The sequence below is a fragment of the Streptomyces sp. NPDC101151 genome (assembly GCF_044768335.1).
Lineage (GTDB): Bacteria > Actinomycetota > Actinomycetes > Streptomycetales > Streptomycetaceae > Streptomyces.
This window is the reverse complement of the sequence record NZ_JBIWPP010000009.1, coordinates 162,057-185,923: the sequence shown is the minus strand read 5'-3', so window position 1 is coordinate 185,923 and position 23,867 is coordinate 162,057. Positions and strand designations below refer to the sequence as shown.

Sequence of the window (23,867 nt, the reverse complement as noted above, 5' to 3'; positions counted from 1 at the left end):
GTGCGGACCGGGCCGGAACGTTCACACCACCTCGTTGACCAGCTCGATCGCCCTGCCCAAGGTGGCGAGCCGGTCGGCGAGCGTCTCCCCGGCCGGATAGAGCCGTACGGTGTCCACGCCCGCGTCGCGCCACACCGCCAGCCGGTCGCGCACCATGGCCTCGGTGCCGATCAGCGTCGTACCGAGCACCATCTCGTCGGTCACCAGGGCTGCCGCTCCGTCCCGGTCGCCGGCCTGCCAGCGTTCTCGCACCTCGGCGGCGACGTCGGCCCAGCCCTGCCGACTGTAGGCTCGGTTGTAGAAGTTCGTGGACGCCGACCCCATGCCGCCCAGGCTGAAGGCCAGTTCCTTCTTCCGTGAGGCCGTCATCGCCCCGAGCGCCTCTTCGTCGGGCGCGAACGCGACCTCGGCGCCCTGACAGACGTCCAGGGCGGAGCGGGACCGACCGCTGCGGGCCAGGCCCTCGTCGAGGTGGACGAAGTAGGCGCCGTCCGCGCCCTCGGGTACGAAGCTGGTGCCCAGCCAGCCGTCGGCGACCTCCCCCGTCAGCCGGAGCATGGCCGGGGACAACGCGGCGAGGTAGAGGGGGATCCGGTGCTCGGCCCGCATCGACAGCCGCATCGGGACCGCCTCGCCGCCCGGCAGCGGGACGGTGAACTCCGCTCCGGAGTAGGAGAGTTTTCCGCCCTCGAACAGTCGGTGGACGATTTCCACGGTCTCCCGCATGCGCCGCAGCGGCCGGGCGAACGAGACACCGTGCAGCCCTTCGACGACCTGTGGACCGGAGGCGCCCAGGCCCAGCAGGAAGCGCCCGCCGGACAGGTTGGAGAGCGTGATGGCGGTCTGCGCGACGGCCGCCGGGGTGCGCGTGCCGAGCTGCATGACGCCGGAACCCAGCAGCATCCGGTCGGTGAGCGCGGCGTAGTAGCCCAGCGCGGAGGGTGCGTCGGAGCCCCACGCCTCCGCGACCCAGCAGATGTCCAGGCCCAGCTTTTCTGCCTCGACGACGAAGTCCGCCTGCTGAGACCGGGTTTCGCCGCCCGAGGCCTCGACCGTGGTCGCCGTGCGCATCACGCCTCCGCCCGCTTCTTGATCTGTGCCAGGGTCGAGGTGATGCCTCGCTCGAACTCGCGCAGCCGCACGAACACGATCTTCTGCTCCTTGTCGGGCATCCGGTCGATCGCGACGGACAGCCCGGAACGTCCCGGGCCCAACTGCATCCACTCCGACAGTTCCGTGCCCCCGTCCTCGGACCGGAGCCGGAAGCGCCAGACCGCGGAGGGGGTGGCCGGATCCTCCACCGCCCAGGCGAGCACCGAGTCGGGTTCGCACTCGATCACCTGCGAGGTCGTCGTCCACTCGCCGAGCGCCTCGTGCCTGCTGCGGCCGAGGAACCTGGCGCCCACCGCGGGCCCGGCAGCGCCGTCGAGCCATTCGACCGACTGGAGTTCCTCGCTCATGCGCGGCATCAGGTCGATGTCGCTCACCAGGGCCCACACCCGGTCCGGCGGGGCGTCGATCCAGGTCCGCACCTCGATCGTGGGTTTGTCCGCGTAGCGCGCGCCTGTCCACTCCAAGTCCGCCAGCCTCCTCGCCATCAAAGGTGTGACCGCCTGACCTTCAGAGTTGCTTTATGAAACTCACCTGTCAAGGCATGCAGCGACGTTCGGCGTCGGCATCAGGCCGTGCCGAACCGGCGCTGCACATCCGGCCGGCGCTTGAGCCGTTCGGGATAGCCGGGACCCATCCGCATGGACGTGTCCTGGGACCGCAGGGGCTTCCGGCACATGGAGCACACCACTTCGGCCGTCGCGTCGTGGCCGCACGTGTGGTGGTGGAACACCACGGGAACGCCCTCCTCTCCGGCCAGCCACCGGTCGCCCCAACGGGACATCGCGGCCAGCACGGCGAACAGGTCGCGCCCCTTCTCCGTGAGTACATAGTCGTAGCGCGGTGGCTCGGCCTCGTAGGGGCGCTTCTCCAGCACCCCTTCGTCCACCAGGCGGCGCAGCCGGTCGGTCAGCGTGTTGCGCGCGATGCCCAGTTCCTGCTGGAACTCGTCGAAGCGGCTGATTCCGTAGAACGCCTCGCGTACGACGAGAGGCGTCCAGTGGTCTCCCAGCAGGTCGATGGCCCGCGCGATCGAGCACGGCCAACCGGTGAACGATGTCCGTTTCATGCTCTCCACGATAGCCAGTCTTACGAAAAAACCCAGCTGGTACTGCCCCGGCGAACCGGAGCGCGCGGCGAACAGCGGTCCGGTCGGCCGACTGCTCGCAACCGGTCCTCCCGCCGACTCGCTGGTGCGGTGATTGCCGGAGGCCGCGGTGACGGCCAGCATGGGCGTGTGGATCTGGTTCCGGGCTGGGTGTGGCAAGGGGGCCCGGTGCGCAGGGCGCTGGGTGTCGGTCTTGGTGTCGGTTTCTTCTTCGGCGCCTTCGTCGTCGTCGAGTCCGGCTCATGGGTGGGCGCCGCTGTCGTCGTCGTGGTGCTCACTCCGTTGTACGGCGTCCGGGGCGCCCGCCGGATGAGCAGGCTGTGGCCCGACGGCTCGCACCTGGAGCCCGCGGACCGGGCGCGGGTGGTACGGGCCGCCCGACGAGGTGAGGTCATCGGGGACGGCCGGCTGGCACCCGCGGTCGTCCGGTATGCCGAGGCGTTGCGCAGAGCCCGGGAGCAGGACCGGCTCCGGTGGTGGGTCCTGGTGCTCGTCGGCGCGGTGGCGGTGGCCCTGGCCGGGTACGACACCGTGGCCGGAGCAGCACGGGAGGCCCTGGTGTCGTGGCTGGTGGTCGTCCTGGTCGCGGCCGAGCTGGCTTGGTCGCCCAGGAGGCGGGACCGCCTGATGTCCCGGGTGGAGCGGGCGGAAGCAGCGGCCCGCGTGCTGCGGCGACGGGACACCCCGGGCGGTTGAGCGGGAAGCCGCCGGCGCCCTCGACCGACTACCGCCGCTCGACAGATCCACTGGCGCCCTCGAAGCCTGCCTCGTCAAGACGTGTCACATGATCGACGAGACAGGGTCTCCGCTCGGCACCCTGCTTCCGCCCACGCACACAAGGCCGCGATCCGGGCGCTGGGCCGGTACGCCGCACGATGACTGCCCGACACGGTCCGGCCGACAGGCAGGCACTTCACTCGGCAACGGCACACCGGATGATGCCCGCCCCCATCCGGTGATCAAGCCCTCCGGCCTCCGGAGCCAGCCCGGACGAGCCGGGCGCGGGCACCGTCACATCCCGGCGGTGGCCCTCCGCTGCGCCTGGTCGAACTCCTCCAGCGGGTCGCCACCGGCCCGCCAGGGCCACGCGGTGACCGTGACGCCGAGTGCCTCGAAGACCGGACGCGCTTCGCGGCGCCGGTCGGCGGCCATCAGCGCGTAGGCGAGAACATTGAGATCGGCAAGCGCCTTGGCGTGGCGCAGGAATCCCGGCTGCGCCCAGGTCTGGACGACGCGGTCGAGTGCGTCGGCGGCCATCGCGTGGGACCAGTGATTGCGCGCCACCAGCGCTTCGAATCCGCCCCGGTCGAGGACGGACTGGTACTGGAAGACCTGAGCGGTGAGTTCCGTCGCCGCGCACGGCGCGTTCGCGGGCATGCGTGCACGCAGGGCGTCCACGAACTCCAGGACCTGCATGCGCGAGCCCGATTCCTCCGGGGTGAGGTAGCCCAGCATGCTCAGGTAGGCCTCGCGGTTCCAGCGATCACGCACGAGCACCTCGTTCCAGACTCCGAACACCTGGGACTGCTCCCAGCGTTGGAGGCGTGCCACGCCGAGGAGGGCCACCCACGGAGTGGGGTCCTCCGGGGCGAGTTCGGCGGCGCGAAGACAGATGTCGGTGGCATCGGCCGTGTCGTCCGGGCGTCCCTGTGAACGGGCGCGGGCGAGCTGGGTCCAGGCGTTCAGCAGGAGCGCGCTCGCGTTGCGCGGTTCGCGCGCGGCCCACGACCTCGGCAGATGTGAATCGGTCAGGTAGTCCGCCAGGACGCCGATGCGGTGGGTGCGGCGGTCCCAGTCACCCGGCTCCTGGTCCAGGAGCCGTGACATCTGCGCCACGCACAGGTCCGTCGTCGCGATCGTTCCGGTCCTCGTGGTGGCCAGGAGAGACTTCAGCAGCCTGCCCAGGTCATGGTCGTCGAGTTCCGGGGCAAGGCGTGCCCGTTTGCGGCGACTTGAAAGAAATGCCATGCCGGGAGGCTAGAGGCACTCAGGGATCACACAAGGTTTACGCCGAGATCGTTATGATTTACACCTCTTACCTGGGGTTACCTGTCGTACGGAGCAGCGGTGGGCCGGACACGCCCAGCACACCCGGCAGCGGCAGCGACAATGGCAATGGCTCGCCTCGCGGAGAACGGAGTACAGGCATGCACAGTGGCATGTTCGAGGTCGACCAGGCCGAGCTGTACTACGAGATCCGCGGTAGCGGACCGGCGTTGCTGCTCATCAGCGGGGCCGGCGGAGATGCCGGGTACTACAGCGCGATCGCCGGCGAACTCGCCGACGCGTTCACGGTGATCACCTACGACCGGCGAGGCAACTCCCGCAGCACGGGGCGGTCCGGGACACCGATGCGGCTGGCGCAGCAGGCGGCCGACGCCCGCAGGCTCCTCCAGGGCCTGGCCGACGGCCGAGCGCTGGTCTTCGGCAACAGCGGAGGCGCGATCATCGGGCTCGCGCTGGCGGCGTCGTACCCCGAGGTGGTGTCGGGTCTGATCGCGCACGAGCCGCCCGCGGTGAACGTCCTGCCCGACGACGATCCGGCCCGCGGGTTCTTCGCGGAGGTGGCCGCGTGCTACGCCGAGGGCGGCGGAGGGGCGGCGGGCCGCCGATTCGCACGGACGGTGCGAGGCGAGGGGACGTATCGCTGGCCCGACGATCTCTGGCGGCGCTTTCTCACCAACCAGGATCATCTCTTCGGCTCCGAGTGGCCGGGCTTCGCCGCCTTCCGGCCGGACGAGGCCGCTCTGAGAGCCGCGCCCTTTCCCCTCGTGCTGGGCGCCGGTGCGGAGGACCGTGGCGCGTACTACGCCCGGCCCTCGGTGGAGATCGCGCGCCGGATCGGGGTGCCGTGGGCCGAATTTCCCGGCATCCACATGGAGTTCCTGCGAAACCCGGTGGCGTTCGCGGCGGCACTGCGGGCGCTGGCGACCCTGATGCACACCGGCGGCAGCAGGGTGCCCGGGATGTGGGAGGGCTCCGCCCGGGCCAGGTAGGCCGCGTTCCACCCGGCCGGGCAACGGCGACGGCTGGTTCCGCCTCCTGAGCAGGAACAGCGGCAAGGTCCCCGGCGTCGACGGAATGTCCAACGCGAACAGCGCCCAGGTGGTTCAGTTCACGGACAACGGCATCGACGACCACTTGTGGCGGCTGCTGTAGCCGCACAGGCGTCCTCGCGAGGTGGGGGTTCCGTCGTGCCGCCGGCCGGCGGAACCCCCGTACGGAGTCAGGTGGTCAGCCGGTCAGGCGGTGTGCAGGGTCAACCCGTACCGGTTGAGGATCTCGTTGACCGGCTGGAACCAGGTCTCGCCGCCGCCGGTGCAGTCGCCCCAGCCGCCGGAGGTGACACCCTGTGCCTGGTCGCCGCTGATGAAGGAGCCTCCGGAGTCGCCCGGTTCCGCGCAGACGCTGGTCTTCGTCAGCTCATGCACCGAGCCCTGGCTGTAGTTGACCGTCTCGTTGAGGGCCAGCACCGTGCCGCAGTGCCAGTGCGAGGTCGATCCCGAGCGGCAGATGGAGGAGCCGGGGGGCGCCACGGCCGAGCCCCGTACGAGCTGGTCGGACACCGTGCCCCAGCCGAGTACGACCGGAACCGTCCACCAGCCGCTGCCCACGCTGACCCAGGCGTAGTCGTTGTCCGGGAACGACGAACCCTGGAAATTGCCGACGTAGGAGCCGTCCCAGCCGTAGACGGCGGCGAACGGCTGCCCGCAGTGCCCGGCGGTGACGAACCCGCCGTACACCGAGAAGCCGATGGAACAGCGGACGTTGCCCGTGTAGTAGGGGTCGCCGCCGACCGTGCCCGCCGCGAGGGTGCCCGGCGCCTTCGCGACCGTCCCGACGGTGACGGGGCCCGCCTGACGTGCGCGGGCCAGGAACCGTTGGACATCGTTGTCGGCGAGCTTGTGGCGGACCACGTCGACGACGATGGAGCCGGCCGCCGGATCGACGTGCCAGCTGCTCACGCCCGAGGGCGCGGACAGCCGGTCGATGCGCGCCTTGGCCGCGTCGAGCTGCCGTGCGCTGTGCCGGACGGTGCGGATCGTGGCACCCGCTGCCCGAAGTTCCTTGCGCGTGCCGGCGGAGGCGCCTGGGGTGACGGCCACGGTCAGCCGCCCGCTCTTCACGTCGAACCAGGAACCGCCGTACGCGTCCCCGGCGACCTTGCGTGCCTTCGGGTCGAGCTTCGTGGCCGTCCGCTCGGCCTTGAGGCGCTCTTCGGCCTGGGCCTTGGTCAGGCCGAAGTCGTGCCGCATCGCGGACAGCAGTCCGTCGGAGGCGGGCGCGGGCGCCGTGGGGGCGGCGGAGTCGCTCGCCGATGCGGGGAGCGTACCGGCGGCGGTCAAGCCGCCGAGCATCAACAGGGCGGCCAGGCCGGTGTGCATGAGTCTCTTGCGTCTCATGGGGGTTGCCCTTCGTCGTTCCAGCTGGGTGGGGGTGGAACAGCCGATGACTGAGAGCGCTCTCATCCGTGCGGGGCAGAGCCTAGCCGTCACAGCAAGTCAGGTCCATGCCAATCGAGTCCTCAATTGCCTGTCCCCGCACACGAGTCGGTGGGCACGCCGAGGAGCCCGGGCGGACACCCGTCCAGGCGGTCCCCTTTCGCGAGGAGTCCGGGCACGGCGGAGCCGGTGGGTTTCCCGACCGCCGGCACGTGCCCGACGGACCCCGACATCAGGCGTGTGCGTTCCTGCCCGAGCGTCGCGAGGTGCACCAGGGCCCGCTCGGCCGCCGCCGCGTCCGCCGGCGGCTCACTCCACCGGCAGCGAGTCCGGCAGGCCCAGCGCCGCGGACACCTGGCGCCAGACGGAGGAGAGCGCCGTGTCCAGGGTGACCGTCGGATCACGCAGCATGAGCCGGATGCCGTAGCCGTCACTCAGGGACAGGACGAGCGTGCTCAGGTCGTCCACATCGGTCGGCTCGAACTCGCCGGAGGCGATACCGCGCCGTACCGCTCCGGCCACCCAGCCGTGCAGCTGCGCGTACAGGTCCACGGCGAAGGCCCGCGTGGTCTCGTCGCGCAGGGCCCGGGCCCAGAGTTCCTGCCACAGCCGCCAGTCCTGCTGCAGTTCCGGATCGGTCGGCAGCAGGCTGCGCAGGATGCGGGCCAGGATGACCGCCGCCGACGCCGTCTCCGCGTCGCGTTCGAGGTCGACGGCGGTGTTGGCGAACGAGTGGGTCATCGCCTCGGTGAACAGCTTCTCGCGCGTGTCGAAGTGGTAGTGCAGCAGCGCCGTGGACACACCGGCCCGCTCGGCGACCATGCGCATACGGATCTTCTCGAAGCCGATCTCGGCGATGACTTCGCACGCCGCGGTCAGGATGCGCTCGCGCGTGTCTGCCGTGCGCACCTTCGTGGACACCCTGCGGCTCCCCTCGTTCGGTGATCGTACGCGGTGACCATTTTCCCTCACTGCGGCCTCGCCGGTGTCGCCGCCTCACCCTGCGGCTGTTCTTCGTACACATGGAAGCCTCGTCCGGACTTCCGCCCCAGCAGACCGGCCTCCACCATCCGGGACAGCAGGGGTGGCGGTGAGTATTGCGCTTCGCGGAACTCGGCGTACAGCGATTCGGCGATGGCGCGGGTGGTGTCCAGGCCGATCAGGTCCGTCAGGGCCAGCGGGCCGAGCGGGTGTGCGCAGCCGAGAACCATCCCGCGGTCGATGTCCTCGGCCGTCGCGCTGCCCGACTCCACCATGCGGACGGCGGCCAGCAGGTAGGGGACCAGAAGCGCGTTGACGATGAAGCCGGCCTTGTCCCGGGTCCGGACGACCTCCTTGCCGAGGGCCCCGGTCACGAACGCCTCCGCCCGTGCCTCGGTGGTGGGCGAGGTCAGCAGCGACGGCACCAGTTCCACGAGCCGCAGGACCGGGACGGGGTTGAAGAAGTGCACGCCGACGACGCGATCGGGGCGGGTGGTCGCGGTGGCGAGCCGGATGACCGGGATGGAGGAGGTGTTGGTCGCCAGGATGGTGTGGTCGCCGGTGATCACGGAGTCGAGGCGGGTGAAGACGTCGAGTTTGAGGCCCTCGTCCTCCGGCACCGCCTCGATCACCAGGTCGTGGTCGTGCAGCGCCTCGATCCGGTCGACCACGGTGATCATGGCCGAGGCTGTCTCGCGTCGTTCGGCGTCGAGCCTGCCGTGCACCACGGCCCGGTCGAGCGAGCGGGTGATGCGCCGCAGGCCCGCACGGGCCGCCTCCGCGTCGCGCTCCACGACCGTCACCGGCACGCCGGCGCGGGCGCAGACCTCGGCGATGCCGGCGCCCATCAGGCCGCAGCCGACGACCCCGACGCGCTCGATGTCGGTCATCCCTCTTCCTCTCCGATGTGTGGCGATCTGTGCCGAAGCCGCCCGGTGCCTGGCCGGACGGGGTGGTCCCACGGGCCGGGGCGCGTGGCGGCCCCGGCCCTGGGACGCGTCATGCGACGGGCAGATCGAGGACCCCCGTGCCGCGCCTGATCAGCTCGTTGGCGATGATCAGCCGCTGGATCTCGGAGGTGCCCTCCCAGATCCGGTCCACGCGCAGCTCGCGGTAGAGCCGCTCGACTGCGTACGCACGGTCGTAGCCGCGGCCGCCGTGGATCTGCAGACAGCGGTCGATCACGCGGCCCGAGGCCTCGCTCGCCGAGAGCTTGGCGATCGCGGCCTTGGCGTGCAGCGTCTTGCGGTCCTCGGCCGAGGCCTGGTCGATCTCCCAGGCGACCTGGTGGGTGTAGGCGCGGTTGACCGCGATGTCGACGGCGCAGTCGGCGAGCATCCCCTGGATCAGCTGGTACGACGCGATGGGGGCGCCGAACTGCTCGCGCTCCACCGCCCAGTCACGGGACAGCTCAAGAGCCCGCTCGGCGGCGCCGGTGGTGCGTGCCGCGATCATCAGCCGCTCCTCGGTGAACCAGGAGCGCGTGATGTCGTACCCCTCGCCGATGCCACCGAGTACGGCGTCGTCGCCCACCTGCACGTCGGTGAAGGTGAACTCGGGGTGCTCGTAGACGAAGGTGTGCATGAAGCGCGGGACCCGCGTCATCTCTATGCCCGGCGTGTCCTTGTCGACGAGGAACAACGTCGGTGCGCGGTCCGGGCCCGCAGCGGCGAGCACGATCATGAAGTCGGCGTGGTCGCCGACCGTCACGAACCACTTCTCGCCGTCGAGCACCCAGCCGCGCTCGTTCTTCGTGGCCGTGGTGGCCAGGTTCTGCGGGTCCGAGCCCGCGCCCGGCTCGGTGACGGCGTAGCAGTCGCGCCGCTCGCCCTTGATGACCGGGACCAGGAAGCGCTCGCGCTGCTCGGGGGTGCAGAAGCGGAGCGCGTTGGCGGGGCGCCACACCATGTCCCACAGGGCGCCGGTGAGGCGTCCCAGTTCCTCCTGCACGGTGGCCTGCTCGGCGATGGTGAGTCCGGCGCCGCCCCATTCGGCCGGCATGTTGACGGCCTGGAGCCCCGCGTCCAGGACGGCGTCGCGGATCTTGGCGTGAGCGCTCGCGGGCAGACCGTTCTCCTCCTCGCACTGGATCTCGTAGGCGGCGATGAAGTCGGTGAGGGCGCGCGCGTCGGCCTTGAGCTGCGCCTGGCGCGGGGTGAGGCGGAAGTCCATGGAAGTCCTCGCTGTGCGGTGTTCGGGGGTGGACGGTTTCAGTGCGTGGGCAGGGCCAGGGCGCGGGTGCCGCGCTTGATCAGCTCGTTGGCGATGATCAGGCGCTGGATCTCGGAGGTGCCCTCCCAGATCCGGTCGACGCGCAGCTCGCGGTACATGCGCTCGACGGGGTAGGTGCGGTCGTAACCACGGCCGCCGAAGATCTGCAGACAGCGGTCGGCGACGCGGCCTGCGGCCTCGCTGGCGGCGAGCTTGGCGGTGGAGGCCTTGGCGTGCAGCGTCTTGCGGTCGGTGTGCGGCTGGTCGGCCTCCCAGGCGACCTGGTGGGTGTAGGCGCGGTTGACCGCGATGTCGACGGCGCAGTCGGCGAGCATCCCCTGGATCAGCTGGTACGAGGCGATCGGGGCGCCGAACTGTTCGCGCTCCAGCGCCCAGTCACGGGCGAGCTGCAGGGCGCGCTCGGCCGCGCCGACGGTGCGCGCCGCGATCATCAGGCGCTCGTCGGTGAACCACTCCTTGGTCAGCTCGTACCCGTTGCCGACGCCGCCCAGGACGTCCTCGTCGGCCACGAAGACATCAGTGAAGGTGAACTCGGGGTGCCCGTTGACCGCGGAGTGCATGAAGTGCGGCACACGGGTCATCTCGACCCCCGGCGCGGCCTTGTCCACGAAGAACAGCGTGGGCAGCAGCTCGGGGCCGGCGTCCGCCTGGACCAGCAGGAAGTCGGCGATGTCGCCGCAGGTGACGAACCACTTCTCCCCATTGAGCAGCCATCCGCCGTCGGTCCGGGTGGCCGTGGAGGTGCCGGAGGACGGGTCTGAGCCGGCGCCCGGCTCGGTGACGGCGAACGCGTCGAACCTCTCCCCGCGGATGACGGGCATCAGGTACTTCTCGCGTTGCCGCTCGTCGCCGTGGGCGAGGACATTGGCGGGTCGCCAGGGGATGTCCCAGAGGCAGTTGGTGACCTTGCCGAACTCCTCCTCCACGATGACCTGGTCGAGCAGGCTGAGTCCGGCGCCGCCCCACTCGGCGGGCATGTTGATGGCGTAGACGCCGGCGTCCATGGCGGCCCGGGTCAGCTCGGTGACGAGCTGCTGCGGCAGGGGGCCGCCGGCCTGCTCGGACTGGTCCTCGTAACGCATGAGCAGGCGTGCGTAGTCGGCGGCGCGGCGCTTGAGGTCGGCCTGCTCGGGGGTGTAGCGCATGTCCATGGGGGCCTCTTCGGTCGGCGGGACGGCGTGCGGGGCGCGGGTGGGTCGGTACAGGCGGGGCGGGTGGGTCGGTACAGGCAGGGCGGGGTGTTTCGATAGGGACGAGGCAGGTGGGTCCGTGAGCCGGGGCGGGTGAACCAGGTCGGGTGACCGGCGGGCGGCCCTGCTCGGGCGGGGCCGGTCAGGCGAGTACGGCTCGGGAGTCGAGGGCGAGGACACCGCGGGGGCCGACGAGCAGGGGATTGACCTCGATCTCGGCGATCTCCGGGTGGGCGGCGGCGAACGCCGTGATCGTCTCGACGGCGGCCGCTGCGGCGGCGACGTCGACGGGCGGGCGGCCGCGCACCCCGTCGAGCAGGGCGGCGGTGCGCAGCCCGCGCAGGAGGTGCAGGGCGTGGTCCGCGGGGACGGGAGCCAGAGTGAAGGCGACGTCGTGCAGCGCCTCGGCCAGCACTCCGCCCAGGCCCACCATCGCGACCGGGCCGAAGCGCGGGTCGCGGTTGACCCCGACGATCAGTTCGATGCCGTCGGTCAGGTCCGCCATGGCCTCCACCGAGTAGGAGGAGGCGCCGAGCCGGTCGTGCATGTCCCGGAAGGCGGCGAGCAGTTCGTCGGGTCCGGCGAGTCCCAGTGCCACTCCGCCCGCGTCCGACTTGTGCAGCAGGTGGAGGGCCTTGAGGACATAGGGTCCGGTGAACTCCTCGGCCGCGGCGAGCAGTTCAGTCTCGTCGTGGATCTCGCGTGCGGCAGGGAAGGCCAGCCCGGCCGCTTCGAGTGCTCGGCGGGTCTCCATATAGCCGCTTTCGCGCAGCGGGGATGCGACCGGGGGAAGCGGTGTGACGCCTGCGCGCCGTGCGCCGGGTGCCGTCGCCGCGAGGGCGCGTGCGGCGTCCTCGGTGGCGGAGAAGACCGGGATGCCGGCCGCTGCGAGGGTTCGGCAGCTCGGTGACTCGGGATACATGGACTGCACCACGATCGGTTTCGCGGTGGCCCGGTGCCGGGTGGCGATGAGGCGCGCCGCCTCCTGTTCCCCGTTCGCGAGCACCGTGCCTCCTCCGCCGAGCCCGCCGGCGGCGGCCGCATAGCCACCGAAGTAGCCGGTCATCAGAACGGCGTCGACCTCCTCGGCGGCAAGCAGGGCGTCGACGGTCTCCGCGTACGAGCCGGGGTCCTGCTCACCCATCCCGGCGAGGTCCACCGGGTTGGCGACGGCCGACTGCTCCCACAGGGTGTCCCGCAGCTGCTGCCGCGTCGGTTCCCGCAGCTCGGGCACGGTCAGGCCGGTCGCCTCGACGGCGTCGGCGGCGACGACGCCGTGGCCGCCGCCGTCCGTGAGCACGGCGACCCGCTGCCCAGAAGCCCGGCGTGCGCCGTTCAACGCGGCCAGGACGACGGTGAGTTCGCGGGGCGTGGCGACGAGTTGCACACCGGCGTCGCGGCAGGCCGCGGTCACCACGTCGGCCGAGGTGGTCAGCGCACCGGTGTGCGACTGGGCGCTGCGCGCGGAGGCGTCGCCGCGTCCGGCCGTGAGCAGCACGACGGGCTTCCCGGCGTCGGCGGCCGCCTCGGCGAAGGCACGTCCGTCGGCGAAGTCCTCCGCGTAGACCGCGACGGCCTGGGTGCCCTCGTGCCGGGCGCAGTCGGCGAGCAGGTCGACGAGGGTGACGTCGGCCTGGTTGCCGAGCGAGACGAACCGGGAGAAGCCGAGGCCGTGCGGCGCGAAGCGCAGCTGGAGTTCCAGCGCGAGGTTGCCGCTCTGGCTGAGCAGCGCGATGCCACCGGGTGTGAAGGTGTCGGAGGCGAGGAAGAGGTCGGTGGTGTTGTCGGCGATCCCCAGACAGTTGGGCCCGACCATCACAGCACCGGCGGCACGTACGCGTTCCGCGACGGCCTGCTGGCGGCTCCGGCCCGCGTCGCCGGTCTCGGCGAAGCCGGCCGTGATCGCGACGATCGCCCGGGCCCCGCACCGCAGGGCCTCGTCGACGGCGTCCTCGAAGCCCGCGGCAGGCACCGAGACCACGGCCAGGTCGACGGGCTCGCCGATCGCGCTCAGGCTGGGGGCGGCATAACGGCCGAGCACCGTGCCGCCGCGCCGGTTGACCAGGTGGACTGGGCGGCGGCCGTTCGCGCGGACGGCCTGCGCGGCGATGGCGTGGCCGTACTTGGCGGGGTCGTCGCTGGCTCCGACGACGGCGACGGAGATGGGGTCGAAGAGGGCCGACAGATCACGTCCCATCTCACTTCACCATCCGCAGCGCGGAGTTGGGGCAGGCGGCGACGGCGGCAGCGGCGGCGTCCTCGCCGTCCGCGGGAACCTCGCTCTCACGCACCTGCGCGTAGCCCCACTCGTCGAGGTCGACCAGCTCGGGCGCGGGTTCCTGGCAAAGGCCGTAGCCCTGGCAGCGGGTGGAGTCCATCAGGAGTTTCATGTGCGGTCCTTTCGGTGCGCCGGGTTGGGGCGGCTTGGTGGGGTGCGGGGACGGGGCCTGCGTGCGGGTCAGGGCATCGGCACCCGGAACCGGCGTCCGTCCTCGGGTGCCGGGTCCGCGCACGCGGGGCAGGCGGAGCCGCGGTGGGCGTCGACGCGGTCGGGGAAGTGGGCGAGGAGGGTGGCGACGATGCGGGCGGCGGCGTCGAGCAGGCCGCAGGCCCCGCGGCCGGGCAGCTGCCGTGACCAGCGGTGCAGCTGGTCGGTCGTGTCGTGGTTCGCCGTGCCGCGTGCGACGGAGGTGAGGGTTCCGGCGAGCGCCCCGGTGCCGGAGACGCAGACCCCGCACTGCCGGGCGCTCTGCGCCGCGAGATAGGCGGTGGCTTCGCCGGCCACGGCGACCGGGCAGTCCTCCGGATGCAGGAAGTACAGGGCTCCGCAGCCGAGGGCTCCGCCGGCCGCGGTCAGGCTCTCGTGGTCGAGCGGAAGGTCCGTCCAGCCCGCGCCGTGCAGGCCGCCGAACAGGCCGCCCATGAGGACCGCCTCCGCTCTGCCGTGCCCGCACAGGTCGGCGAGGACTTTCAGGTGCGTGCCGACGGGCACCTCGACCAGCGCGGCCGCGCCACGGGCACCCGCGAGGGTCAGCAGATGGGCGCCGGCGACATCGTCCGCGGCCTCGGGACGCGAGTGCGTCAGCGCGACACGCGCCAGCGTCTCCACATTGGCGACGAGGGTGGGCGCGCCGCCGACACCGCTCTCGAAGGGGCGTGGGGGTTTCGCCGTCGGCAGGGCCGGGCCGCCGTCGATGCGTCGTACGACCGCGGTCTCCTCCCCCGCGACGTACGCGTGCTCGGTCCTGACGACGTCGATGTGCAGCTCGGGGGGACGCTCGGCGAGCGCCCGTCGTACGGCACGCTCGGCGCGAGCGTCGGAGAGGTACACGCAGCCGCGTTCGGCTCCTGTCATGGCCGCGGCCAGCCGGAGACCGTCCAGGACCATGTGCGGTCGGTGCCGCAGCAGCCAGCGGTCCTTCACGGAGCCGGGCTCGCCCTCCTCGCCGTTGGCGACGACGACGGGCGGGCCCGGTGCGTCGCGGACGGCACGGATCTTGACGGCGGCGGGGAAACCGGCCCCGCCGCGGCCGCGCAGCCCCGCGGCGGCGATCCGGTCGAGCAACCGGTCGGGCGCGGGCAGCGGAGCGTAGCCGCCTTCGGCCAGGTATCGGGCGAGGTCCTCGCTGCCACCGGACAGCCAGGCGCCGGACAGCAGCGGGGCGAGGAGGCCGGGCCGTCCTTCGGGGAGGAGGGAGATGACGCCGGTCATGCGGTGCTCCTGAGTTCGGAGTGACCTGTGTGACGGGAGTGGCCGGAGGGATCGGTGCCGTGGCTGGCCCGCAGCCGGGCCAATGCCCCTTCCAGATCCCGCCGCTGCATGGCCGTGCGTGCATAGCCGGTACCTGGCAGGCCGATCAGCATGCGGTGGTGATCGAGGACGACCTCGCCGGCCACCAGCGCTGCCTGCGGGTCGTCGGTCGCTGATCCCTCGGCGGCCTCGACGACCAGGTCGGTGACCTCGCCGAGGTAGCGCAGCCAGCCGCGTTGCGTGCCGCGCAGCACCAGCCGCTCGACGCGGTGCCGCTCGGCGGCGACGAGGGCCGCGGGCGGGCGGTTGTCCGCCGGGGTCCGCAGGGCGGCCACCGCTGCGGGCAGTTCCTGTTCGGGCTCCGGCGTGAGGCCGAGCCATACGAGACTTCGGCGAGCGCTCATGCGTGCCTCCGGGGTCGCACCGTTTCCGGGTGGTCCGGAGACGGGGTGGCGCGGCGATGGCCTGGACGGGTCGCTCCGGCGCCTGTGAGGAGAGGGGCGGGAGCTGTACGGGGTGCCCGGCCGGGGCCGTGCACGGGCGTGGACGGAGGGTGTCCGGACCGGTGCGAGCGCACGGCCGGATCGGTGCGAGCGCACGGCGGGAGCCGTGCGTCGCCCGGGGACCGGGGCATCCGGATCCGGACGCCCGGTGCGGCGCGGACGGTGTCCGCGGGCTGGGCGGGGTGCGCCTGGGCGGCCGTCTGAGGGCCCGGGCCATCCGCCTGCCCCGACACTAACTAACTAATTAGTCAGCCCACAAGTCTTGACTTGGTCCCGCTGTCGCCTCACTCTGACTAACCAATTAGTCAGCTGGATCCCGGCAGGCCCGGAAGCCGCACCTGCCGCTCGATCCGGGCACAGCCTCACCGCCCATCGCCGCCGCCGCGGCGCGGAGGAGGACTCCATGCATCCCTCGACAACCCGGGCAGCAGCCGCTTCCCCTGCCCCGCCGGGGCCGCTCCCCGAGCATCCCGGGGAAGCCCTGTCCGCGCGTTACTACACCGATCCGGCCATCGCCGAGGCCGAGACCGAACGCATCTTCACCAAGTCCTGGCAGCTCGTCTGCCATGAATCCGACCTCCCCGGACCCGGCGCCCGGCTGGCCGCCACCGCCGCCGGCCGGGAAGTGCTGGTCGTCCGTACCGAGGACGGCGGGCTGGCCGCCCACCTCAACGTCTGCAGGCACCGCGGAACGCGCCTGGTCACGGCCCCCGAGCCGGACGGCAAGGCGATCCGCTGCCCGTACCACGGCTGGACCTACAAGCTCGACGGACGCCTCGTCGGCGCTCCCGAGGCGCGCCGGATCCCCTGCCTGGACAAGCCCCGTCTCGGACTGCACCCGGTCAACGTGGAGTCCTTCCTGGGCTTCGTCTTCGTCAATCTCGACCTGGAGGCGACTCCGCTCGCCAAGAGCTGCGCCGGGCTCGCCGAGGCCGTGGGCCGCTATGCCGACCCCGGCCTGGTGCCCGTGGGCAAGCACCGCATCCACGACCTGGCCGGCGGCGAGGAGCAGAACGCCAACTGGAAGGTGATCGTCGACAACTATCTGGAGGGCTACCACGTCCCCGTGGCGCACCCCGCCCTGATGCGTCTGCTCGACTACCAGGCGTACACGGTGGACGTGCAGGAGAACTACGTCCTCTTCGAATCACCGCTGCGCGACAAGCCCTCATCGAACTGGACCGAGCGGCTCTACCAGCGGCTGGCGACCCCTATGCCGGGACTGACCGAGGCCGACCGGCGGGTATGGCGCTACGCCGTGATCTATCCGAACACGCTCATCGACTTCTACCCTGACCACGTGCTCGCGTGGACCGCCCTGCCCACCGCCCAGGACCGGGCGGCGATTCCTGGCGGCTTCTACACCCGGCACGGGGAGAGCGTCCGGACCAAGCTGGCCCGGCGACTGAACATCCACATCGGCTGGGTCACCAACGACGAGGACGCCGAGCTGGTGGAGCGCGTGCAGACCGGCCTCAGGACGCCGGGGTTCGAGCCGGGTCCGCTGTCCCAGCGCGAGGTCGCGGTCGGCTGGTTCGCCCGCCGGGTCCGGGACGACCTGGAGGGCCTCGAGCCGAGCGGAGACGGCCGGTGACGCGCCGCCGCGCGGCGGCCGTGCCGCACCCGTGCACCGCCGTACGCCTCCCGTCGGGCTTATCCCGCACCCGCTGACGCACGCACGCACCCTCCCCAGACCGGTCTTCCCTACGGAGTCAGGGCCTCCGTGAGCCGACCAGCCGGTCCCGCCCTGGAGTTGTGCCGTTCCTCGACGGAGAGGACGCTTCATGTCCCCCGAGGTACCACCACCGACCCGACGCGCCGTGCTGCGGGCAGGCGCCTTCGGCCTGCTGGGCGCCGCGGTCGGCGGCTGCGGGTTCATGCCCGCGAAAACGCCCGACGCCAAGCAGCTCGCCCCGGTCCGGGCGCGCGTCGACGGCGATCTCGTCTACTTCAACTGGGCCGACTTCGTCGACCCGTCCGTGTTCAAGGGTTTCGAGAAGGAGTACGGCGTCAAGGTCATCCAGTCGAACTTCGACTCGATGGAAGGCATGGTCGCCAAGCTCAACGCCGGCAACCGCTACGACATCATCTTCCCCACCGCCAAATGGGCCCAGCGCCTGGTCCGCGGCGGCCGGCTGCGCCGTCTCGACCACTCCCAGCTCCCCCACTCGCACGCCGTGTTCGGCGCGTACGACTACTTTGCCGACCCCTGGTACGACCCCGGCTCCGCACACACCGTGCCCTTCACCGCGTACAAGACCGGCATCGGCTGGCGGCGCGACCGGATCGGCGAGCTGACCGGATCCTGGAAGGACCTGTGGAACGACAGGGCCAGGGGCAAGGTCTTCCTGCTGGACGACCGCGACGAGGTCCTGGGCATGGGCGCCCTCGAACTCGGGCTGGGCGTCAGCACCGGGGACACCGGTGACCTCGACCGCATCACCTCCCTGCTCGGCACACTTCGCCCGCGGCTGCGCGGCTTCTCCAGCGACAGCTACAACAACCTCCTCAACGGCAACGCGGTCATGACACAGGCGTGGAGCGGTGACATGGCCGCCATGCTCAACCAGGCCAAGGACCCCTCCGTGTTCGGCTTCGAAGCCCCCAAGGAGGGCACGCCGATCAACTCGGACTGTTACGCCATCCCCTGGAACGCCCCCCACCCCGGCACCGCGATGCTGTTCATCGATTACATGCTCCGGCCGGAGAACGTGAAGAAGAACATCGAGTACATCGGCTACCCGATGCCGGTGGCCGGCTCCGAGAAGATCTACGCCGAGCTGGTCAAGCCGTTCCCCGAGTGCCTGGTCACCGAGGACGACCTGAAGGCGGACCTGTTCTTCCGCAACGGCAGCCGCGCGGCGGAGGACGCCCGCGACACCGCCTGGACCCACGTGAAGGCGGGCTGACCCATGGCACTGCTCCGCCACTCCTCACGCACCCGCCGACGCGGCCGGGACGCCACCGGCACCCGCATGTGGACCTGGCTCATGCTGCCCGGCACCCTGTGGATGACCGGCTTCCTGATCGCCTCACTGGTGCTCGTCGCCGTCCTCGCGGTCGGCACCACCGACGACCTCGGCAACCCGCGCTTCGGCTTCGACCTGTCCGGCGTGCGCGCCCTCGCCGACCCCGCCTACTCCGAGGTCCTGGCCCGCTCCCTCGGCTACGCGCTGCTGACCTGCCTGATCTGTCTGCTGATCGCGTACCCGGTGGCGTACACCATCGCCCTGCACGGCGGGCGGTACAAGCACGCGCTGATCGCCGCGATCGTGGTGCCGTTCTTCGCCAACTACCTGGTCCGTATGTACGGCTGGTCGGTGGTCCTCTCCGACGACGGACCCGTACTGCGCGCCCTGCGCGCCGTCGGACTGGCCGACGGCAACACGAAGATCCTCAACACCGGCGTCGGCGTGGTCGCGGGACTCGTCTACGGATTCGTCGTCTTCATGATCATCCCGCTGTACGCGGCCCTGGAACGGCTGGACGTCTCCCTCATCGAGGCCGGCCGCGACCTGTACGGCGGCCCGGTCCGCACGTTCTTCTTCGTCACCCTGCCCGCCACCCGGCAGGGCGCGGCGGCCGGACTCGTCCTGGTCTTCCTGCCCGCCATGGGCGACTTCGTCAGCGCACAGCTCATGGGAGGTCCGGACCAGATCATGATCGGCAATCTCATCCAGGACAAGTTCTTCCAGGGCCAGAACTGGCCGCTGGGCTCCGCGCTCACCATGCTGCTGATGCTGGTCCTGCTGATCGGGATGTTCGGCTATCTACGGCGCACCCGCAAGGACGAGGCGGAGGCCCGCCGATGACCCTCCTCAAACAGCCCGCCGCCACCTCCCCGGCCCGTCCGGCCGCCCGGACCCGCACCCGGCGCGGACGCACCGACCGCAAGCCCCGCATCCTGATCAGCGTCACCGCGCTCTTCTTCGCACTGCTCTATCTGCCCATCGCCGTCGTAGCCCTTTTCTCCTTCAATTCGAAGAAGTCCCTGACCGTCTTCGGCGGGTTCAGCCTGCGCTGGTACCGCGCCTTCGTCCACGACGACGTCCTGATCGCCTCCCTGGGCACCAGCCTGCGGATCTCGCTGGTGGCGATGGCCGGTTCGGTCCTCCTCGGGGTGGCGCTCGCGCTCGGCCTGGTCCGTTGCCGCACCCGGCTCGGCTCACTGGCCGGCCTGATCATGCTGGTGCCGCTGATCACGCCGGAGATCGTCACCGGCGTGGCATCGATGCTGCTGTTCAAGGGCCTGGGCGTGGCCCTGTCCACCGCCACGGTGATGCTCTCCGAGATCACCTTCTCGATCTCCTACGTGACGGTGATCCTCCGCTCCCGGGTCGCCGCGCTGAACCCGGAGGTGGAGGAGGCCGCGATGGACCTGGGCGCCACCCGCTGGCAGGCGGTCCGCCTGGTGACCCTGCCGGCCCTGCTGCCCGCCGTGCTCGCCTCCGCCGTACTGATCTTCGCGCTCGTCTTCGACGACTTCGTCCTCGCCTACTTCACCACCGGCGTCGACCCCCAGCCGCTGTCGGTACGGATCTACTCGGCCATCCGCTTCGGGGTGCAGCCCACCATCAACGCGGTCGGCACGCTGATGCTCGCGGGATCCATTGCCCTGATCGCCCTGGCCCTGTTCATCCCGCGCCTCTTCGGCCGCCGCGGCGGCCTCGACCTCCTCTCCGGAGAGTGATCCCCATGGACGCGACCCCCGCCGTCCGGCTCGACGGTGTCTCCAAGCAGTTCGCGGACTCCTACGCCGTCGACCACCTCGACCTCGACATCGAGGCCGGCCACTTCTTCTCCCTGCTCGGCCCCTCCGGCTGCGGCAAGACCACCTCGCTGCGGATGATCGGCGGGTTCAGCGACCCCACCGAGGGATCGGTGCTGCTCGCCGGCGAGGACGTGACCGCGCTGCCGCCGAACAAGCGCAACGTCAACACCGTCTTCCAGAGCTACGCCCTGTTCGACCACCTGAGCGTCGCCGACAACGTGGCCTTCGGCCTCAAGCGCAAAGGCGTCGCCAAGACCGAGATCCGGCAGCGCGTCGGCGAGCTGCTGGAGCTGGTCCAGCTCGCCGGACTCGCCGACCGGGGGCCCCGTACCCTCTCCGGCGGCCAGCGCCAGCGCGTCGCGCTCGCCCGCGCGCTCGTCAACCGTCCGGCGGTACTGCTCCTCGACGAGCCGCTGGCCGCCCTCGACCTGAAACTGCGCCGGCAGATGCAGGTGGAGCTGAAGCAGATCCAGCGCGAGGTCGGCATCACCTTCGTCTTCGTCACCCACGACCAGGACGAGGCGCTGACCATGTCCGACCGGATCGCCGTGATGAACGAGGGGCGCATCGAGCAGTGCGGCACCCCCGAGGACATCTACGAACACCCCGCCACCCGCTTCGTCGCCTCCTTCATGGGCACGTCCAACCTGATGACCGGCACCTACCGGGGCGGCGAAGTCGCCCTGGAGAAGGGTCCCGCCCTGCGCGTCGGCCCCCGTTCCGACATCGCGGACGGCACCGCCGTCAGCGTGTCCGTGCGCCCCGAGAAGATCTGGCTGTCGGACTTCGAACCGGGGATGTCGATGCTGCGCGGCGTGATCCGCGAAACCGTCTACAGCGGCCCGACCACGACCTATCTGATCGAACTCGCCCCGGGTGTCACGCTGTCGGTGCTGGAGCAGAACACGGCCCGCGCCCGCATGGAGGACCGCTGGAGCGGCGGCGAGACGGTGGAGTTCGGCTGGCGGCCCGAGCACTGCCTGGTCCTGGCCTGACCCTCGAACCTGCCTGTACCGACGAAAGCGAAGCTGATGCATCACGATGTGATCGTGCTCGGCGCGGGTCTTGCCGGGCTCGCCGCCGCCCGGGACCTGGCCGCCGCCGGCACCGACGTGCTCGTCCTGGAGGCCCGGGACCGCGTCGGCGGCCGGGTCGAGCAGACCCGGACACCCGATGGCCGTATCGTCCAGCTGGGCGGCGAAGTGGTCGGCCACGGCCACACCGCCTACCTCCGACTCGCCAAGGAACTGGGCCTGGACCTGGTCCCCAGCTATGTCGAGGAGCCCGGCCGCATCACCCGTGCCACGCCGGAGGGCCGCTCGGCCGGCGATCCGCCGCACTGGTTCGGCCCCGGGGACGCGGTGCTGCACGAGCGGCTCGGTGCGGAGTTCACCGCCCTGGCCGCCACCGTGGATCCCGACGACCCCTGGTCGCATCCGGACGCGACCGTCCTGGACCGGCTGTCCGTGGCCGACTGGCTGCGCTCCCGGCATGCGACGCCGGCCGTGGTGCGCCTGTGGGACATCGGCCAACTCGCCCTGGCGGGCGGCTCCTACGAGCGGATCTCGCTGCTGGCCGCCCTGCGCAAGATCGCGGCGGTCCCCGGTTCGGGCAGGGGCGACTACGACTACGACGACTGGGAGGGCCTGCGGCTGGCGGACGGATCGGCGACGCTCGCCGAGGTCCTCGGCCGCGAACTGGGTCACCGTATCCGGCTCGGCTCGCCCGTCGCCGCCCTGGACGTACGCCCCGGCCACTGCTCCGTCCGCCTCGTCACCGGCGAAGTCCTCACCGCCGCCGCCGTGGTGAGCGCCCTGCCCGTGGGACCGCTGCGGGAGGTCGCCGTCACCGGTGTGAGCGAGGCCCGGCTCGCTTCTCTGCACCGCCAGCGCCAGGCGACGGCCGCGAAGTTCGCCGCCGTGTACGACCGTCCGTTCTGGCGGGACGACGACCTGAACGGCCTGTCCGAGGCCGAGGGCGTGCTGGGCAGCACCTGGCCGCAGAGCGAGGGCATCCTGTCGGCGCTGATCCCGCCCGAGCGCTATGGCGTCCTGCTCGGCACCCCGCCTCAGCTGCGCACCCCCGAACTGCTCGCCGAGATGGCCGGCATGTTCGGCGACGAGGCACTCCGGCCGACCGCCTGCCACCTGCGGCTGTGGGGAACCGACCCGTGGACCCGGGGCTATGTCACCCAGTGGCCGCCCGGCGAGGTCATGGCCGTAGGCCCGCTGCACGGCACGCACGAACCACCGTTCTACGTCTGCGGCTCGGACCAGTGGGTCGCCGGATACATGGAGGGCGCCGTCCGCACCGGGCGCAGCGCCGCCGAGGAGGCGCTGCGCCGTGGCTGACACCGCCCAGTTGACGACCGTCCTGAACCACATCGGCGGCAAGGACGTGCCGGCCGCCTCCCTCGCCACCCTGCCACTGATCGATCCGGCCACCGGAGACCAGCACGGGACGGCGCCGCTGTCCGGCCCCGAGGACGTGGACGCGGCCTGCCGGGCCGCCGAGGAGGCCTTCCACGGCTGGTCGGTGACGACTCCGGCGCACCGGCAGGCCGCGCTGCTGCGGATCGCCGACGCCCTGGAGCGGGAGGCGGACGCGGTGGCGGGCGCCGAGGTGACCGACACGGGAAAGCCGCGCGCCCTGTTCCTGGCGGACGAACTGCCCGCGATCGTGGACGTGTTGCGGTACTTCGCCGGCGCCGCCCGCAATCTGCCGGGCGCCGCCGCGGCCGAGTACACCCCGGGCCGCACCTCCGTTCTGCGCCGCGAACCGGTCGGCGTCTGCGCCCAGATCACCCCATGGAACTACCCGCTGATGATGGCCGTCTGGAAGATCGCTCCCGCGCTCGCCGCCGGCAACACCGTCGTCCTGAAACCGTCCGACACCACACCCTCCTCCACCACCCTCCTCGCCCGGCTGGCCGCCGAGCACCTGCCCCCCGGTGTGCTCGACGTCGTGTGCGGCGACCGCGACACCGGGCGCCTGCTCGTCGCCCACCCACATGTCCGGCTCGTGGCCGTCACCGGCAGTGTCCGCGCCGGACAGGAGATCGCCGCCGCGGCGGCGGCCGACCTCAAGCGGCTGCATCTGGAACTGGGCGGCAACGCACCGGTTCTGGTCCACGAGGACGCCGATCTCGACGAAGCGGTCGAGCAGTTGTCGTCGCTCGCCTTCTACAACGCCGGGCAGGACTGTACGGCGGCCACCAGGATCCTGGTGCACGAGCGGATCCACGACGCCTTCCTGGACGCCTTCGCACGCCGGGCCGCCCAGCGCGTGCCCGGTGCCCCGGACGACGAGCACGCCGACTTCGGCCCGCTGGCCAGTGCCAACCAACTCGCCTCCGTAAGCGGCCTGTTGGCTCGCCTGCCGGCTCATGCCGAGGTCGTCACGGGCGGCACGGCCCTCGCCGGGCCCGGCTACTTCCATCCGGCCACGGTGGTGGCCGGCGCCCGGCAGGAGGACGAGATCGTACGAAGCGAGGTGTTCGGCCCGGTCGTCACCGTCCAGCCGTTCAGCGAGGAGGCCGAGGCCTTCCGGCTGGCGAACGGCGTTCCGCAGGGGCTGGCCGCGAGCGTCTGGACCCGCGACCACGACCGGGCCATGCGTGCGAGCCGGGCGCTGCACACCGGCATCGTCTGGGTCAACACCCATGGCACGACAGTCTCGGAGATGCCGCACGGCGGAGTGCGTCACTCCGGCTACGGCAGCGATCTGTCCCTCACCGGCCTACTCGACTACACACAGGTCAAGCACGTCATGTTGTGAGG

Annotated in this window: 22 protein-coding genes and 1 pseudogene; 10 read left to right on the top strand and 13 right to left on the bottom strand. The window is 71.4% G+C overall.

Annotated features, from left to right (window positions below; genetic code table 11):
• Positions 1 to 21: 21 nt before the first annotated feature.
• The 3 genes from ACIRU3_RS19575 to ACIRU3_RS19565 all read right to left on the bottom strand — a co-directional run bounded on the left by ACIRU3_RS19575 (position 22) and on the right by ACIRU3_RS19565 (position 2,179).
• Positions 22 to 1,071 (bottom strand): LLM class flavin-dependent oxidoreductase, encoded by a 1,050-nt coding sequence (locus ACIRU3_RS19575; protein ID WP_404057742.1) that lies wholly within the window; start codon positions 1,069 to 1,071, stop codon positions 22 to 24.
• Complete coding sequence (locus ACIRU3_RS19570; RefSeq protein WP_404057740.1) at positions 1,071 to 1,577, bottom strand: SRPBCC family protein; 507 nt, start codon at positions 1,575 to 1,577, stop codon at positions 1,071 to 1,073. Before ACIRU3_RS19570 ends, ACIRU3_RS19575 begins: the two co-directional genes overlap by 1 nt.
• Before the next feature lie 101 nt (positions 1,578 to 1,678).
• A complete protein-coding gene (locus tag ACIRU3_RS19565) occupies positions 1,679 to 2,179 on the bottom strand; it encodes a winged helix-turn-helix transcriptional regulator (protein WP_404057738.1) in 501 nt (166 codons plus the stop codon).
• 168 nt (positions 2,180 to 2,347) lie between these two features.
• On the opposite strand from ACIRU3_RS19565, the gene ACIRU3_RS19560 reads away from it, so the two are divergent.
• Complete coding sequence (locus ACIRU3_RS19560) at positions 2,348 to 2,914, top strand: hypothetical protein (protein WP_404057736.1); 567 nt, start codon at positions 2,348 to 2,350, stop codon at positions 2,912 to 2,914.
• A 315-nt stretch (positions 2,915 to 3,229) separates the two neighbouring features.
• Here the strand turns inward: ACIRU3_RS19560 and ACIRU3_RS19555 are convergent, their stop codons facing one another.
• Positions 3,230 to 4,186, bottom strand: a complete 957-nt coding sequence (locus ACIRU3_RS19555; protein WP_404057734.1) for a hypothetical protein — start codon at positions 4,184 to 4,186, stop codon at positions 3,230 to 3,232.
• Positions 4,187 to 4,365: 179 nt separating this feature from the next.
• On the opposite strand from ACIRU3_RS19555, the gene ACIRU3_RS19550 reads away from it, so the two are divergent.
• Entirely contained in the window at positions 4,366 to 5,214 is an 849-nt protein-coding gene (locus tag ACIRU3_RS19550) for an alpha/beta fold hydrolase (protein ID WP_404057732.1), read from the top strand.
• Between the two features lie 22 nt (positions 5,215 to 5,236).
• Positions 5,237 to 5,377 (top strand): annotated as a pseudogene (locus ACIRU3_RS19545) (RICIN domain-containing protein); the annotation flags it as partial.
• A gap of 83 nt (positions 5,378 to 5,460) precedes the next feature.
• On the opposite strand, the gene ACIRU3_RS19540 reads toward ACIRU3_RS19545, so the two are convergent.
• From ACIRU3_RS19540 to ACIRU3_RS19500, 9 genes are all read right to left on the bottom strand, one after another.
• Positions 5,461 to 6,621 (bottom strand): S1 family peptidase, encoded by a 1,161-nt coding sequence (locus tag ACIRU3_RS19540; RefSeq protein ID WP_404057730.1) that lies wholly within the window; start codon positions 6,619 to 6,621, stop codon positions 5,461 to 5,463.
• A 348-nt stretch (positions 6,622 to 6,969) separates the two neighbouring features.
• On the bottom strand, positions 6,970 to 7,581 hold the full coding sequence (locus ACIRU3_RS19535; RefSeq protein ID WP_404057728.1) for a TetR/AcrR family transcriptional regulator: 612 nt from the start codon (positions 7,579 to 7,581) through the stop codon (positions 6,970 to 6,972).
• Positions 7,582 to 7,628: 47 nt separating this feature from the next.
• A complete protein-coding gene (locus ACIRU3_RS19530; protein ID WP_404057726.1) occupies positions 7,629 to 8,531 on the bottom strand; it encodes a 3-hydroxybutyryl-CoA dehydrogenase in 903 nt (300 codons plus the stop codon).
• 109 nt (positions 8,532 to 8,640) lie between these two features.
• Positions 8,641 to 9,813: an acyl-CoA dehydrogenase family protein gene (locus ACIRU3_RS19525; protein ID WP_404057724.1), complete on the bottom strand. Its 1,173-nt coding sequence runs from the start codon at positions 9,811 to 9,813 to the stop codon at positions 8,641 to 8,643.
• A gap of 38 nt (positions 9,814 to 9,851) precedes the next feature.
• The gene (locus ACIRU3_RS19520) at positions 9,852 to 11,024 is read right to left on the bottom strand and encodes an acyl-CoA dehydrogenase family protein (protein ID WP_404057722.1); all 1,173 of its coding nucleotides are present in this window, start codon (positions 11,022 to 11,024) and stop codon (positions 9,852 to 9,854) included.
• 181 nt (positions 11,025 to 11,205) lie between these two features.
• Positions 11,206 to 13,260 carry an acetate--CoA ligase family protein gene (locus ACIRU3_RS19515; RefSeq protein WP_404057720.1) on the bottom strand — a complete coding sequence of 685 codons (2,055 nt, stop codon included), beginning with the start codon at positions 13,258 to 13,260 and terminating at the stop codon, positions 11,206 to 11,208.
• A gap of 1 nt (position 13,261) precedes the next feature.
• Positions 13,262 to 13,453: a ferredoxin gene (locus ACIRU3_RS19510; RefSeq protein ID WP_404057718.1), complete on the bottom strand. Its 192-nt coding sequence runs from the start codon at positions 13,451 to 13,453 to the stop codon at positions 13,262 to 13,264.
• A gap of 68 nt (positions 13,454 to 13,521) precedes the next feature.
• Positions 13,522 to 14,775: an NADH-ubiquinone oxidoreductase-F iron-sulfur binding region domain-containing protein gene (locus tag ACIRU3_RS19505; RefSeq protein ID WP_404057716.1), complete on the bottom strand. Its 1,254-nt coding sequence runs from the start codon at positions 14,773 to 14,775 to the stop codon at positions 13,522 to 13,524.
• Positions 14,772 to 15,218, bottom strand: coding sequence for a hypothetical protein (locus tag ACIRU3_RS19500; RefSeq protein ID WP_404057714.1), 447 nt, complete (start codon positions 15,216 to 15,218; stop codon positions 14,772 to 14,774). The genes ACIRU3_RS19505 and ACIRU3_RS19500 overlap by 4 nt, the downstream gene beginning before the upstream one ends.
• A 502-nt stretch (positions 15,219 to 15,720) precedes the next feature.
• On the opposite strand from ACIRU3_RS19500, the gene ACIRU3_RS19495 reads away from it, so the two are divergent.
• The 7 genes from ACIRU3_RS19495 to ACIRU3_RS19465 all read left to right on the top strand — a co-directional run bounded on the left by ACIRU3_RS19495 (position 15,721) and on the right by ACIRU3_RS19465 (position 23,865).
• Positions 15,721 to 16,911 (top strand): aromatic ring-hydroxylating dioxygenase subunit alpha, encoded by a 1,191-nt coding sequence (locus ACIRU3_RS19495; RefSeq protein WP_404057712.1) that lies wholly within the window; start codon positions 15,721 to 15,723, stop codon positions 16,909 to 16,911.
• A 190-nt stretch (positions 16,912 to 17,101) separates the two neighbouring features.
• Positions 17,102 to 18,226, top strand: coding sequence for a spermidine/putrescine ABC transporter substrate-binding protein (locus ACIRU3_RS19490; protein ID WP_404057710.1), 1,125 nt, complete (start codon positions 17,102 to 17,104; stop codon positions 18,224 to 18,226).
• Between the two features lie 3 nt (positions 18,227 to 18,229).
• A complete protein-coding gene (locus ACIRU3_RS19485; RefSeq protein ID WP_404057708.1) occupies positions 18,230 to 19,129 on the top strand; it encodes an ABC transporter permease in 900 nt (299 codons plus the stop codon).
• Entirely contained in the window at positions 19,126 to 20,007 is an 882-nt protein-coding gene (locus ACIRU3_RS19480) for an ABC transporter permease (RefSeq protein ID WP_404057706.1), read from the top strand. The genes ACIRU3_RS19485 and ACIRU3_RS19480 overlap by 4 nt, the downstream gene beginning before the upstream one ends.
• A 5-nt stretch (positions 20,008 to 20,012) precedes the next feature.
• Entirely contained in the window at positions 20,013 to 21,083 is a 1,071-nt protein-coding gene (locus ACIRU3_RS19475) for an ABC transporter ATP-binding protein (protein ID WP_404057704.1), read from the top strand.
• 36 nt (positions 21,084 to 21,119) lie between these two features.
• On the top strand, positions 21,120 to 22,439 hold the full coding sequence (locus tag ACIRU3_RS19470) for a flavin monoamine oxidase family protein (RefSeq protein WP_404057702.1): 1,320 nt from the start codon (positions 21,120 to 21,122) through the stop codon (positions 22,437 to 22,439).
• Complete coding sequence (locus ACIRU3_RS19465) at positions 22,432 to 23,865, top strand: aminobutyraldehyde dehydrogenase (protein WP_404057700.1); 1,434 nt, start codon at positions 22,432 to 22,434, stop codon at positions 23,863 to 23,865. The genes ACIRU3_RS19470 and ACIRU3_RS19465 overlap by 8 nt, the downstream gene beginning before the upstream one ends.
• The last annotated feature ends 2 nt before the right edge of the window (positions 23,866 to 23,867 follow it).

Coding starts and splice junctions, on each gene's coding strand:
- ACIRU3_RS19480 (WP_404057706.1), top strand. CDS start 19,126: ATGACCCTCCTCAAACAGCCCGCCGCCACCTCCCCGGCCCGTCCGGCC.
- ACIRU3_RS19485 (WP_404057708.1), top strand. CDS start 18,230: ATGGCACTGCTCCGCCACTCCTCACGCACCCGCCGACGCGGCCGGGAC.
- ACIRU3_RS19510 (WP_404057718.1), bottom strand. CDS start 13,453: ATGAAACTCCTGATGGACTCCACCCGCTGCCAGGGCTACGGCCTTTGC.
- ACIRU3_RS19500 (WP_404057714.1), bottom strand. CDS start 15,218: ATGAGCGCTCGCCGAAGTCTCGTATGGCTCGGCCTCACGCCGGAGCCC.
- ACIRU3_RS19575 (WP_404057742.1), bottom strand. CDS start 1,071: ATGCGCACGGCGACCACGGTCGAGGCCTCGGGCGGCGAAACCCGGTCT.
- ACIRU3_RS19515 (WP_404057720.1), bottom strand. CDS start 13,260: ATGGGACGTGATCTGTCGGCCCTCTTCGACCCCATCTCCGTCGCCGTC.
- ACIRU3_RS19520 (WP_404057722.1), bottom strand. CDS start 11,024: ATGGACATGCGCTACACCCCCGAGCAGGCCGACCTCAAGCGCCGCGCC.
- ACIRU3_RS19505 (WP_404057716.1), bottom strand. CDS start 14,775: ATGACCGGCGTCATCTCCCTCCTCCCCGAAGGACGGCCCGGCCTCCTC.
- ACIRU3_RS19490 (WP_404057710.1), top strand. CDS start 17,102: ATGTCCCCCGAGGTACCACCACCGACCCGACGCGCCGTGCTGCGGGCA.
- ACIRU3_RS19530 (WP_404057726.1), bottom strand. CDS start 8,531: ATGACCGACATCGAGCGCGTCGGGGTCGTCGGCTGCGGCCTGATGGGC.
- ACIRU3_RS19475 (WP_404057704.1), top strand. CDS start 20,013: ATGGACGCGACCCCCGCCGTCCGGCTCGACGGTGTCTCCAAGCAGTTC.
- ACIRU3_RS19495 (WP_404057712.1), top strand. CDS start 15,721: ATGCATCCCTCGACAACCCGGGCAGCAGCCGCTTCCCCTGCCCCGCCG.
- ACIRU3_RS19540 (WP_404057730.1), bottom strand. CDS start 6,621: ATGAGACGCAAGAGACTCATGCACACCGGCCTGGCCGCCCTGTTGATG.
- ACIRU3_RS19525 (WP_404057724.1), bottom strand. CDS start 9,813: ATGGACTTCCGCCTCACCCCGCGCCAGGCGCAGCTCAAGGCCGACGCG.
- ACIRU3_RS19555 (WP_404057734.1), bottom strand. CDS start 4,186: ATGGCATTTCTTTCAAGTCGCCGCAAACGGGCACGCCTTGCCCCGGAA.
- ACIRU3_RS19550 (WP_404057732.1), top strand. CDS start 4,366: ATGCACAGTGGCATGTTCGAGGTCGACCAGGCCGAGCTGTACTACGAG.
- ACIRU3_RS19470 (WP_404057702.1), top strand. CDS start 21,120: ATGCATCACGATGTGATCGTGCTCGGCGCGGGTCTTGCCGGGCTCGCC.
- ACIRU3_RS19565 (WP_404057738.1), bottom strand. CDS start 2,179: ATGAAACGGACATCGTTCACCGGTTGGCCGTGCTCGATCGCGCGGGCC.